This is a genomic window from Gilliamella sp. Pas-s95, assembly GCF_009795795.1.
GTDB lineage: Bacteria > Pseudomonadota > Gammaproteobacteria > Enterobacterales > Orbaceae > Gilliamella > Gilliamella bombicola.
The window spans coordinates 1-12,398 of record NZ_WTFC01000046.1; the positions used below are offsets into that span (position 1 = coordinate 1).

13 protein-coding genes are annotated in these 12,398 nt (G+C 36.8%); 5 read left to right on the forward strand and 8 right to left on the reverse strand.

Going from position 1 to position 12,398, the window contains the following annotated elements:
* Positions 1-115: 115 nt before the first annotated feature.
* From folP to rlmE, 3 genes are all read right to left on the reverse strand, one after another.
* A complete protein-coding gene (gene folP / locus GQ598_RS10435; protein WP_160404065.1) occupies positions 116-949 on the reverse strand; it encodes a dihydropteroate synthase in 834 nt (277 codons plus the stop codon).
* Between the two features lie 98 nt (positions 950-1,047).
* Positions 1,048-2,925, reverse strand: coding sequence for an ATP-dependent zinc metalloprotease FtsH (gene ftsH / locus GQ598_RS10440; RefSeq protein WP_370516550.1), 1,878 nt, complete (start codon positions 2,923-2,925; stop codon positions 1,048-1,050).
* A gap of 76 nt (positions 2,926-3,001) precedes the next feature.
* Positions 3,002-3,628 (reverse strand): 23S rRNA (uridine(2552)-2'-O)-methyltransferase RlmE, encoded by a 627-nt coding sequence (gene rlmE / locus GQ598_RS10445; RefSeq protein ID WP_160404066.1) that lies wholly within the window; start codon positions 3,626-3,628, stop codon positions 3,002-3,004.
* 97 nt (positions 3,629-3,725) lie between these two features.
* On the opposite strand from rlmE, the gene yhbY reads away from it, so the two are divergent.
* Complete coding sequence (yhbY, locus tag GQ598_RS10450; protein WP_091350700.1) at positions 3,726-4,019, forward strand: ribosome assembly RNA-binding protein YhbY; 294 nt, start codon at positions 3,726-3,728, stop codon at positions 4,017-4,019.
* A gap of 59 nt (positions 4,020-4,078) precedes the next feature.
* Here the strand turns inward: yhbY and greA are convergent, their stop codons facing one another.
* Positions 4,079-4,555 (reverse strand): transcription elongation factor GreA, encoded by a 477-nt coding sequence (greA, locus tag GQ598_RS10455; RefSeq protein ID WP_160404067.1) that lies wholly within the window; start codon positions 4,553-4,555, stop codon positions 4,079-4,081.
* Between the two features lie 243 nt (positions 4,556-4,798).
* Here greA and GQ598_RS10460 point away from each other — a divergent pair, with 243 nt between their 5' ends.
* The 3 genes from GQ598_RS10460 (at position 4,799) to hslO (ending at position 7,778) form a co-directional block, all read left to right on the forward strand.
* Positions 4,799-6,415, forward strand: coding sequence for a hypothetical protein (locus GQ598_RS10460; RefSeq protein WP_160404068.1), 1,617 nt, complete (start codon positions 4,799-4,801; stop codon positions 6,413-6,415).
* Positions 6,416-6,517: 102 nt separating this feature from the next.
* Positions 6,518-6,913: a ribosome-associated heat shock protein Hsp15 gene (gene hslR, locus GQ598_RS10465; protein ID WP_370516551.1), complete on the forward strand. Its 396-nt coding sequence runs from the start codon at positions 6,518-6,520 to the stop codon at positions 6,911-6,913.
* Complete coding sequence (hslO, locus tag GQ598_RS10470; RefSeq protein ID WP_160404073.1) at positions 6,906-7,778, forward strand: Hsp33 family molecular chaperone HslO; 873 nt, start codon at positions 6,906-6,908, stop codon at positions 7,776-7,778. The genes hslR and hslO overlap by 8 nt, the downstream gene beginning before the upstream one ends.
* 177 nt (positions 7,779-7,955) lie before the next feature.
* Here hslO and tsaA read toward each other — a convergent pair whose 3' ends face one another.
* The 4 genes from tsaA to metN all read right to left on the reverse strand — a co-directional run bounded on the left by tsaA (position 7,956) and on the right by metN (position 11,506).
* Positions 7,956-8,678 carry a tRNA (N6-threonylcarbamoyladenosine(37)-N6)-methyltransferase TrmO gene (gene tsaA / locus GQ598_RS10475; RefSeq protein WP_160404074.1) on the reverse strand — a complete coding sequence of 241 codons (723 nt, stop codon included), beginning with the start codon at positions 8,676-8,678 and terminating at the stop codon, positions 7,956-7,958.
* 107 nt (positions 8,679-8,785) lie between these two features.
* On the reverse strand, positions 8,786-9,688 hold the full coding sequence (gene metQ / locus GQ598_RS10480; protein WP_160404070.1) for a methionine ABC transporter substrate-binding lipoprotein MetQ: 903 nt from the start codon (positions 9,686-9,688) through the stop codon (positions 8,786-8,788).
* A 14-nt stretch (positions 9,689-9,702) separates the two neighbouring features.
* The gene (locus GQ598_RS10485) at positions 9,703-10,383 is read right to left on the reverse strand and encodes a methionine ABC transporter permease (protein ID WP_370516552.1); all 681 of its coding nucleotides are present in this window, start codon (positions 10,381-10,383) and stop codon (positions 9,703-9,705) included.
* A 91-nt stretch (positions 10,384-10,474) separates the two neighbouring features.
* Positions 10,475-11,506: a methionine ABC transporter ATP-binding protein MetN gene (gene metN / locus GQ598_RS10490; RefSeq protein WP_091350715.1), complete on the reverse strand. Its 1,032-nt coding sequence runs from the start codon at positions 11,504-11,506 to the stop codon at positions 10,475-10,477.
* A 118-nt stretch (positions 11,507-11,624) separates the two neighbouring features.
* On the opposite strand from metN, the gene gmhB reads away from it, so the two are divergent.
* The gene (gene gmhB / locus GQ598_RS10495; protein WP_091350717.1) at positions 11,625-12,161 is read left to right on the forward strand and encodes a D-glycero-beta-D-manno-heptose 1,7-bisphosphate 7-phosphatase; all 537 of its coding nucleotides are present in this window, start codon (positions 11,625-11,627) and stop codon (positions 12,159-12,161) included.
* Positions 12,162-12,398 lie beyond the last annotated feature (237 nt).

Genomic DNA, 12,398 nt, shown 5'->3' on the forward strand with positions numbered 1-12,398 from the left:
ATTTAAACGTTTTTATTTCACAAAAAAACACCTTATTTACTCACAAAAAGCGGTCAGAAAAGGTATTGATTTTATTAAAGTTTTTTTGGTTTTTGATCAAAAAAACTATACCTTATTACCTTTCTGCAAGTGTCGCCTGCACAATTCTTAATGCATCAAACGTTTCTTTTACATCATGCACTCGAATAATCTGTGCGCCTTTCATTGCCGCTATTACCGCACAAGATACACTACCTAACATTCGTTCTTGTGGTGGGACATTTAGCACTTGTCCTATCATAGATTTTCGGGACATGCCGACTAATAAAGGTAGGTCGAAATGGTGGAATTGTTCAAGCATGGCTAATAGTCGGTAATTGTGCGCTAGTGTTTTTCCAAATCCAAAACCGGGGTCGAGTATGATTTTTTGACGGTCGATGCCGGCGCTTATGCAGCGTTCGATCTGTTTTGCAAAAAAGTCATCGACTTCTTGATAGATATCTTGTTCGTAGTGTGGTGCGTTTTGCATGGTTTGAGGGTTTCCCTGCATGTGCATGACGCAAACCGGTAAGCCAGTTTGTGCTGCAGCTTCCATTGCGCCGGGGAGCGTTAGTGCACGGATGTCATTGATTAGGTGTGCACCAGCCTTGGCTGATTCGGTCATAACTTGTGGTTTTGATGTGTCGACCGAAATCCATACATCAAAATATCGGGCTATTTTTTCAACCAATGGCACAACGCGGTTTAGCTCTTCGTCAACTGATACTTCGGCTGCGCCGGGGCGCGTAGATTCGCCGCCGACGTCGATGAATGTGGCACCAGCTTGAATCATGCTGTCAACACGGCGCATAGCATCATCAAGGTTGTTATAACTTCCTCCGTCAGAAAACGAATCGGGTGTCATGTTAACAATGCCCATGACTTGTGGGAACGAGAGATCCATTATTTGATTTTGAAACTGTATTTCCATGATTCACAGCCTTATTAGGGTTATATTATGTGATTGTATTTATCTTAAGGTATTTTATCGAGAAAAAACGCGCCGTAGCGCGTTTTATTTTTTGAATTTTAGCTTTCTGATTGTGGCGGCGTGTCATTCCCTTCATTTGGGATCTGTTTTGCTGCCTGTTCGTCACTTTCTGTCCAGTCATCCGGTGTGGTGAGTGGACGACGAGCAATTAAGTCTGCAACTTGTTTTGAACCAATGGTTTCGTATTTCATTAGTGCATCTTTCATTGCATGTAGTACGTCAATATTATCCGTTAAGATTTTACGAGCGCGCTGATAATTGCGGTCAATAATGGCTTTGACTTCTTCGTCAATAATGCGAGCTGTTTCGTCAGATATGTCTTTTGGTCGTCCATATCCATTGTCGTCTGTTTCGTAGAACAGTGGTCCTAAGCGATCAGAAAAGCCCCACTGGGTGACCATGGCTCGTGCATATTGTGTGGCTACTTTGATATCATTTGATGCACCTGTTGAGATCTTATTTTCGCCATAGATGAGCTCTTCTGCTAATCGTCCACCATAAAGCGTGGCAATGTCACCTTCAAGCTTTTCACGACTTTCACTGACACGATCACCTTCTGGTAAGAAGAAGGTGACACCAAGGGCGCGTCCGCGCGGAATGATGGTGACTTTGTGGATTGGATCGTGATCAGGCATTAAGTGGCCAATAATAGCGTGTCCAGCTTCGTGGTATGCTGTTGATATGAGCTGCTCTTGTGTCATGGTTAGTGACCGTCTTTCAGTACCCATGTTGATTTTATCTTTGGCTTCTTCAAATTCGTCCATGGTGACTAGGCGTTTGTTTCGACGCGCGGCAAATAATGCCGCTTCGTTGACTAAATTTGCCAGTTCTGCCCCCGAATAGCCCGGCGTGCCTCGAGCTAGGACAGATAAGTCGACATCACTTCCTAGTGGTACTTTACGGACATGTACCGCAAGAATTTGTTCACGACCTTTCATGTCTGGTAAGCCAATTTGCACTTGGCGGTCAAAGCGGCCCGGTCGTAGTAATGCCGGATCTAAGATGTCAACGCGGTTTGTTGCTGCGATGATGATGATTCCGCTGTTGGCTTCAAAGCCATCCATTTCAACAAGCATTTGGTTTAATGTTTGTTCACGTTCATCGTGACCACCCATTGACCCCGCACCACGTTTGCGACCTACGGCGTCGATTTCGTCAATGAAGATGATGCAAGGTGAGTGTTTTCGTGCTTGTTCAAAAAGATCGCGCACACGCGATGCTCCCACCCCAACAAACATTTCAACAAAGTCAGAACCTGAAATGCTAAAGAATGGGACATTGGCTTCGCCAGCAATGGCTTTGGCTAATAAGGTTTTACCTGTGCCCGGAGGGCCGACCATTAAGATTCCTTTTGGTATGCGTCCACCTAATTTTTGATATTTGCCCGGATCGCGTAAAAAGTCGACCACTTCGGTCACTTCTTGTTTGGCTTCTTCGCTACCTGCAACATCTGTAAATTTAGTTTTAATTTGATCGGGTGTTAACATGCGGGCTTTGCTTTTGCCAACTGACATAGGTCCACCTTTGCCACCACCTTGCATTTGGCGCATCATAAATAGCCAAAAACCAATGAGCAAAATAATAGGAAACCAAGAAACCAGAATACTAACGATTAGACTTGGTTTTTCATCAGGGCTGCCATAGACAGGTACTTTGTTGCTTAACAGGTCATCCATGAGTTTTTCATCAAAATAGGGGATGTAGGTAGTGTAATTACTATTTTCTTTGGTTGTAGCAACAATTTCGCGTCCGTTAATATGCACTTCTTGGAGTTTGCCATTGGTGATATCGGAATTAAATTGAGTATAATTGACTTGAGGACTGCTATTTGACATTGAGCTGAATTGGTTAAATACAGTGATCAATACTACAGCGATAATTCCCCAGATCAGTAAATTCTTTACCATGTCGTTCAAAAGAAAAACCTCTCATAAAAATTAACAGTTACGACTAAATTTAACGAAGTATGGTACTACAAAATTATACAACTGGCTACTTCATACCCATTGCAACAATATAAACTTCTCGAGACCTAGCGCGTGATGCTTCAGGCTTGCGAATTTTGACAGTTTTGAACATATTTCGCACCTGTTTTAGGTACTCTTCAAATCCTTCCCCTTGAAATACTTTAACGATAAAGTTTCCGTTAGGAGCAAGTACGTCTCGACACATGTCTAATGCCAGTTCAACCAAATACATGGCTCTTGGTATATCAACGGCAGGTTGACCACTCATGTTTGGGGCCATGTCTGACATGACTACTTGGACTTTGTCTTCGCCAACACGTGCTAGCAATGCTTTTAATACGGCTTCGTCACGAAAATCCCCTTGTAAAAAGTCAACCCCGACAATAGGATCCATTGGTAGTAGGTCACACGCAATAATGCGGCCTTTATCACCAATGAGTGATGCAACATATTGCGACCAGCCTCCAGGTGCGGCACCTAAATCAACGACAGTGATCCCAGGTTTGAAGAGTTTGTCACTTTTTTGAATTTCTTCTAGTTTGAACCATGCTCTGGATCGTAATCCTTTTTTTTGTGCTTGTTGCACAAAGCGATCTTTAAAATGCTCATTGAGCCAACGTGTTGAGCTTGCTGAGCGTTTTTTGTTACTCACAGCGAATAAATCCTTAATGTAAAGAGGCCACTTCATTGATTACAGATATATATAAGGGTAGAATAGCAAAATTGCAACTTAATGTGATAAAAATTTAATGAATTTATCGAATAAACAAAAACAGTATTTAAAAAGTGAAGCTCATCATTTAAAACCTATTGTGATGATTGGTGCTAATGGATTTACCGAAGGCGTGCTTGCCGAAATTGACAACGCGTTAAATTTCCATGAGTTAATTAAAATTAAAGTTTCTGCTGAAGACCGTGAAACCAAGAAGCTTATTTGTGATGCCATTATTCGCGAAACAAAAGCGTTATCCGTGCAATTGGTTGGCTCTAATTTTACAATTTTTAGACCAAGTGAGGATAAGAAAATCACTTTACCTAAATAAATACAACAACAGGGCTAGTTGCCCTGTTTGTGTATCTGCTTTTGTGGAAGTTGTTTTTACTAGATATATTCAACTTTAACAATGTCAAATTCCACATCACCACCTGGCGTTTTGATTTGTACGGTATCACCGTCTTCTTTGCCGATTAGACCTCTGGCGATAGGTGAGTTGACCGAAATAAGATTTTGTTTATAGTCTGCTTCGTCATCACCTACGATGCGATAGGTTGTTTCTTCGTCGTTTTCAACATTTATTACTGTTACTGTTGCGCCAAAAATAATACGTCCAGTATTTTTTACTTTGGTAATATCTATAATTTGTGCTTGTGATAATTTGCCTTCAATTTCTTGAATTCTACCCTCACAAAAACCTTGTTGTTCTCTTGCTGCATGGTATTCAGCATTCTCTTTTAAATCTCCGTGCGCTCTTGCTTCAGCTATGGCTGCAGTGATTTGTGGTCTTTTGACATTTTTTAGCTCTTCTAGTTCGGCACGTAATAGTTCAGCTCCCTTTACTGTCATTGGGATTTGTTTCATTTAGGTATCTCCCGTTTTTACTTATCATAAATAAAAAATAACTCCCCCTTCATCTGATTAAAGAAAGGGAAAGTGAGTTGTTCAGTTAGTTATTTAAAAAATATCGTTGCATATGTCTATATCTTAACTGTAAAACTAGCCTAACCACAAATGATTTATACTGAAAATGAGATGCTATTTTGATTAAAATAGGTTATTGTACTAGAATGCCTTGACGTTTCTTTACAAGAATTAAAATTATTTATGCTACGATTACGTTTTTACATAATCACTTTTTTATCTATTACTTGGTTTTTTGTATTATTGTCTTATTTTGTTGTGCAAACTTCTTGGGGTGCCAAAATTGTTAGCCAGCAATTATCTAGATTAAGTTCTTATACTATTTCAATAGGCAAAGTTCATCACTCTTTTTCAAACTTTTATGAGTTGGTTTTTGATAATGTGGTTATAACTGATGATAAGCAAGAGATTGTTAATGTTCCGACCTTAGTTGTTGGCTTGGATAAAAGTGATCTTTGGCAATTAACTCATTTTAATTATGTTAATGTTATTGATGGTACTATTAATTATATTCATAATGATGATAAATCTAGCCATTATAACTTTTCAGCAAATACGCTAAAGTTTGTTAATTCAACTGCTAATGTTTCGATTAATAATGGGGCTGATGAAATTTCATTCACTCAGCTTAATGGTGGAGTTAAACCATTTTCGTTATCAGGAGAAGATAAATATCAATTTGATTTTTCTTCGCAAGCCGTGTTGGTCAACCAAATTTCTATCAAATCACTGCTTATTCAAGGATTTCATCGCGATGATATTACAACCGTGACTAATTTAGGTGGTAATATTGATAATGGTTTTTTTGTAAGTAAATTAAAAGTACTTGCTGATAATAGTTTGAATATTGATCTGCTACAACTGCATAATATCAATTTACAATCAACAGAAGATGATTTTTTGGATAAATATTCTCATCTTCTGCCAAAGTCAACGATTAAACAATTATCTATATTTGAAAGTAGCATACAGTTGCCTAGTTTTTTAATTGAAAAAGGTAATATTGAAGCAACCAATATTCGTTATGATAGTCAATGGCATTTTGATCAAAGCGCTTTTGTTTTTAATGCCGATCATGTTGTTTGGCATGATGAGCCGTTTGCATCAGTATTAGTGCAATTATCATCCAACAACCAAGAAGTGACAATCGAAAAGGTACTCGCAAAATGGAATAAAGGCAGTATAAATTTTGCTGGAAAGTGGGAAGATAATTCCTTACATCTAGATCAATTAACTTTATCAGATATTAATTATCAGCTTCCTGAAAAGCTAGAACTGCCGGTATTACCGAGTATTTTTAGACGTATTGAAGTAGACAAGCTTACCATTTTACAAAGTTTGTTAATTAGAAAATATAGCGATTTTCCATTTACGTTATATAACTTTCAAGTTTCTGGCTCTGGTGTTACTTTAGCCAAAGATCAAAAATTAGGTGTCTTTTCAGGCACTACCTCTTTTAAATCTGAAAAAGGGTCGTTTAATCGAGTTGATATTAATTATCCTGATATGATTGTAAAATTTGATGCCGAAAATCATGCATCGTTAACATTTAGCGCTTTAGTTAGTGGTGGTATGATTGAGTCAAAAGCAAAGTTTGAGCCATCGCAAAATGAGTTCTTATCTTTTCAGCTTAATGCTTATGGTATAGCAAGTTCATTACTAGAAGAATGGAAAATAGTAAAACAACCACCAAAAACCATGAATTATTCGGCCGATTTACATGGTAAATTACTGCCATTTGGTTTTTCAGGTACATTTTCTACAAATGGTAAAAATTATATTATTAATTCTGAGCATTGATTTTTGTAAAAGCATTCTTATATAACTTGTTAAGATGTTTAAGACATTATGTGTGTTTTAATGTAAAAAATGCAATAATAAGTGTAATATGAGGGTGTGATAGTGCTTGTAAGATTAGATAAATGGCTTTGGGCCGCAAGGTTTTATAAGTCGCGATCATTAGCTCGCGAAATGATTGAAGGCGGAAAAGTACATTATAATGGTCAACGCACTAAACCAAGTAAAATTGTTGAAGTCGGTGCAACTCTCAATCTTCGCCAAGGCTCAGATCAAAAAACAATTCAAATTTTGGCCATTAGTGAACAGCGAAAAACTGCCACTGATGCCCAGCAACTTTATCAAGAAACCCCCGACAGTATTGCTAAACGCGAAGTGATAGCACAAGCGCGTAAGCTTAATGCATTGACAATGCCGCACCCAGATAGAAGACCTGACAAAAAGGAGCGGCGTGATTTGATTAAATTTAAATATGATAGGCAACAAGGTGACAATAGTTAATATGGATACTTTAAATCGGTTTTTATTTGATAACCATCCTATTCGTGGTGAAATTACTCGTCTTGAACAAACATATCAAGCAATTTTAGATAGCCATACCTACCCAGTTGCGGTACAAACCTTGCTTGGTGAATTATTGGTTGTAACCAGTTTATTAACCGCAACACTAAAATTTGAGGGTGATATTGCTGTTCAGTTGCAAGGTGATGGTGCGTTATCTTTAGCCGTTGTTAATGGTAATGATCAGCAACAACTACGCGGAGTTGCTCGGGTTAATGGTGATATTGCTGATGATGCGACTCTGAAAGATATGGTGGGTAATGGCTATATAGTTATCACTATCACACCCAAAAATGGCGAACGTTATCAAGGTATTGTAGGATTAGAAAAAGAGACGCTTATTGGTTGTATCGAAAACTATTTTATGCAATCAGAGCAGCTTCCTACACGATTATTTGTAAAAACGGGTGTACATAATAATAAGCCAATGGCAGCAGGTATTTTATTGCAAGTTTTGCCAGCTAATGATAATACCGATGAATCATTTGAGCATCTTAGTGCTTTAACCGAGACAATCACGAGTGAGGAGTTATTACAACTTTCTACTGACGAGATTTTGTATCGTTTATATAATCAAGAAGAAGTGCGTCTTTTTGAAACACATGAAATTACTTTTAAATGTAGCTGTTCACGTCAACGCTGTGAAGATAGTTTAATGACGTTACCCGAAAACGAAATTGATGAAATCTTAAAAGAAGATGACGGTAATATTGATATTCATTGTGATTATTGTGGGAAGCATTACTCGTTTGATGCCATCGATATCGCTGAAATGAGAAGTAAACGTAAGGTAAATTATCATTAGTCTTGCATTAAAAACCACTAAAATTATAAATATAACTTTAGTGGGAAAATGAAATATAGGGAATTAAACCCGTATTCAATCTACCAGAATAATGGCAATGAACAAACTATTTTTAACGGTTTCGTGTATTTTTTAATTTATATTTACAAATCGATTTGTTACTCTAATTGATAATTTTTATTTACCGCTTATATCAATTTTATGAATATCTTCAATAATGGCGTGTTTGTTGATGATCTTCCATTTAATATTAAAATGATAAAGTGTTATTCCATAGGTTTGTTCGCTATTATTTTTTTGTTTGTAGGCTGGCCTTGGATCTTGAGATATCACTTGCGTAATTAGCTCAGCAAGCTGGGGATAATTTTGCTTTTGTAAATCTAATATTAATTGTGCTTTTGGTGAAAATTCAACGGTTAGTTTTTTATCGGGAACTGATTGCGCGTATCCCGCAAGAGCTTTTGGATAACTGTCACAATAAGGTAAATAAGGTTTGATATCAATAATGGGGGTGCCATCAACTAAATCAAGACTACCTAATTTTAAGATAACCTGTTTATTTTCAACGATAATATCTTTTAATTCAACGGCTGACAATCCAATGTGATTCGGTCTAAATGGCGATCGGCTAGCAAATACCCCTATCGTTTTATTACCACCTAAACGAGGCGGCCGAACTGTTAAACCCCACTTTTCAGGAGCAATATGGTGAAATAGAAATAATAGCCATAAATGTGAAAACTGTTCTAATCCTTTAACACTGATAGGATCATTATAAGGAGCTGATAAATAAAGTTCACCTAGCCCAGCGCCAACTAAATTGGGTTGTCTTGGAACGGCAAATTTTTCACTATAAGGTGAGCGGATAATGCCGATGGGGTCAATTTGATATGTCATAATCGATTTTGATTGAGTTTACACTATTGTTGTTGATTATGTGAAAATAGCGACGAACGGATACCGTCGGGCTCAGCCGACGGTATTAAGGTGAGTCAATAACTTTTCTATTACCAACCGCGAATCGCACCACCATTAAAGATTTGGTTAGCTTTTTGTGCAACAGCATCAGTTTGGTATGCTTTAACAAAGTTTTTCACGTTTTCGTTATCTTTATCAGTTTCACGCGAAACGATTATGTTGACATATGGCGATTCTTTATCCTCAACAAAAATCCCATTTTGGCTTGGTGTTAAGTTCGCTTGTCCTGCAAAAGCGTTATTGATGATTGCTAGATCAACTTGTGCATCATCTAATGAGCGAGGTAACATTGGCGCTTCAAGTTCTAAGATCTTATAGTTATAAGGGTTGCTTGTAATATCAAGTACAGTCGGCAGTAAACCTTTAGATTTATCAACCGTAATCATTCCTTCATGTTGTAATAAAAGTAATGATCTGCCCAAATTTGTAGGATCACTAGGAATTGCAATGGTTGAGTTAGCTGGAATAAAGAAAGTTTCACCTCGTGGTGAAGTGACTTTTACGCCATTACCTGTTTCTTCTGTTTGAGAAATTGGTTTGAGTTTTTTAGAATAACTTGCAATTGGATAAACGAATGAGTTGCCAACAACAGCTAATTTGTAGCCACGTTCTTTCATTTGTTCATCTAAAAAAGGCTTATGTTGAAAAGCATTAACATCAATTAAACCATCGTTTAATGCTTGGTTTGGAATGACATAATCACTAAAAATTACTAGCTCAACATCTAGGTTATAAAGCTCTTTCGCTTGTTGTTTAGCTACTTCGGCTACCTCTTCTTCAGGACCAGAAATCACGCCTACTGCAAGCGTATTTACTTTAGCTGGCTCTGTTGGTTTGTTATCTGTTGCGGCTGATTGTTTATTATTATCACAACCAGTTAAAAAAAACGCACTCACCAATGTGGTGATTAATGCTAGCTTTTTAATTGACATAATTTTCTCCAAGTTTATTGATGAGACACACGTTTAACAATTTTATTGCCAATAAATTGAATAATAAAGACAATAATAACTAATATCACTAAAAATATATTCATCATATCATAGTTATGTCCTTCATATCCAAATCGTTTTGCTAGATCGCCAAGCCCTCCTGCACCAACAGCTCCAGCCATGGCTATATAACCGGTTAGCGTGATTAATGAGATTGTCATGCTGTTGATAATTACAGGTAATGTTTCTGGCAATAAAACTTTATAGATAATTTGTATCGGTGTTGCTCCCATGGAACGAGCAGCTTCAATTAATCCTTTTGGAAGATCAAGTAATGCATTTTCAATCATTTTGGCAATTAAAGGGGCAACGCCTATACTTAGCGGTACAATAGCTCCTTCTCTGCCCAAATAAGTTCCTTTACCTGTAAAAATTTCCATTATTTCCATTGTAAATGGTTGAATCCATACAATTAATATAATAAAAGGAATTGAGCGAAACACATTTATTACAAAAGAAAGAACATTATGTACTATGTTATTTCCAAGTATATTTCCTTGGCGTGTTATATATAGCAAGATACCTAATGGTAAGCCCATTAATGTTCCATAAAAACCAGATAAAAAAATCATATAAATAGTATCATCAGTCGCTTCTGCTATTTTGAATAATACTGGTTCGTTTAATCCTTTAATTGATGAACAAAATGCAACAAAATCGGCCCAAAAATTGTATTGAGCTAAGTATCGAAATAAAGATTCAAAAGGTTTAAAAGCGGGAATAAAATCAAACATAACCTAGCACCTCTACTTTGGTATTATTTTTTTCTAAGAATTGGATTGCTGACGCAATACTTTTAGGGTTACCTTCCATTTGGGCTAGCATTAAACCAAATTTAACACCACCAGCATAATCCATTTGCGCGCTAATGATGTTACTTTCGATATTAAATTCTTTGGCAATTTGTGACAATAAAGGTAAATCAACCGAAACTCCCGTAAATTCTAAACGAACTAAAGGGTTAAGTCCTGCCTTTGGCTCTGGTGATAGCCTTGCTAAATAGTCATCAGGAATATTTATATGTAAGGTCGATTGAATGAACTGTCTTGCAATATCTGTTTTAGCATGGGAAAAGATCTCACCAACCGATGATTGTTCAACTAATTCACCATTACTGATGACTGCCACTTGGTCGCAAATCTGTTTCACAACATCCATTTCGTGAGTGATTAACAAGATTGTAAGACCTAGTTTTTGATTAATGTCTTTCAATAATTTCAAAATAGATCGAGTTGTCTCTGGATCAAGTGCACTAGTTGCTTCGTCGCACAAGAGTACCTTTGGATCACTTGCTAAAGCTCTAGCAATTGCAACGCGTTGCTTTTGCCCGCCAGATAAATTAGCAGGGTAAACGTTTGCTTTTTCAGTCAATCCGACTAACTCTATAAGGTCGTTCACTTTTTGCTTAATTTTTGCTTTAGGAGTTTTATTAAGCTCAAGTGGAAAGGCAATATTATCGAAAACAGTGCGCGAAGAGAGTAAATTAAAGTGCTGAAAAATCATACTAATTTTTCGGCGTACTTCAATTAGCTTTCTATTCGATAGGTGAGTAATTTCTTGATTATCGAAAAATATTTTACCACTAGTCGGCTTTTCAAGTAAGTTAACGCAACGGATAAGCGTACTCTTTCCTGCCCCTGATTTGCCAATAACGCCATAAATCTTCCCTTGAGGAACATGTATGCTGATGTCCTTTAATGCATGAATTTGGGTCTTATTATGTTCAAATATTTTCGAAATATGCTGTAGCTGTATCATAATATATAAAGACAAAAGATGAATGAGTGAATATTAAGACGTCTAGACATCTAAGTCAATCAATAATATGCTATATAAAGATTAGAGTAATATCTAAATTAAAAGGAAAAATGAAAAAATGAAACCGGCTATTTTTTTAGATCGAGATGGTACCATTAATATAGATTATAATTATGTACATACAATTGATAAATTCCATTTTATTGATGGTGTCATTGATGCGATGCAAGAACTCAAAAAAATGGGTTTTTTGTTAGTTATTACAACTAACCAATCCGGTATTGCTAGGAATAAATTTACTGAAGAGCAGTTCCATACATTGACAGAATGGATGGATTGGTCGTTACAAGATCGTGGTGTTGATTTAGATGGCGTGTATTATTGTCCTCATGATCCGTTAATCGATAAGTGTGAATGCCGTAAACCAAATCCCGGCATGATCCAAACCGCAGCCAAAGAACTAAAAATTGATATTGCTAACTCTTATATGGTGGGAGATAGAGTATCGGACTTATTATCGGGTAAAAAAGCAGGCGTTAAAAAGACTGTGTTAGTAAAAACAGGCGATACAATAACTGAAGAAGCATTGGCTCAGGCCGATTGGCTAATTGATAGTTTGGCTGATTTACCTAAAAAAATAAAAGAAATATCTTAATTATTGGTGCAATCTTATAAACAATATAATGAATTCGCTAAATATTTATGGATTAATTTTAATCAAAATGTATTGTTTTAGTCTATTTTTAGTGTGTCTTGCGTAAAAAAAAAGCAAACAGGAATAAATTACACAATAACCCCTTGCATGATTTTTTTAAGTCCCTATAATGCGCATCCACTGACACGCAGTCAGCGCCAAGCAGGCGGTGAGTAAGGTTAGAGAATGAGATCAAAA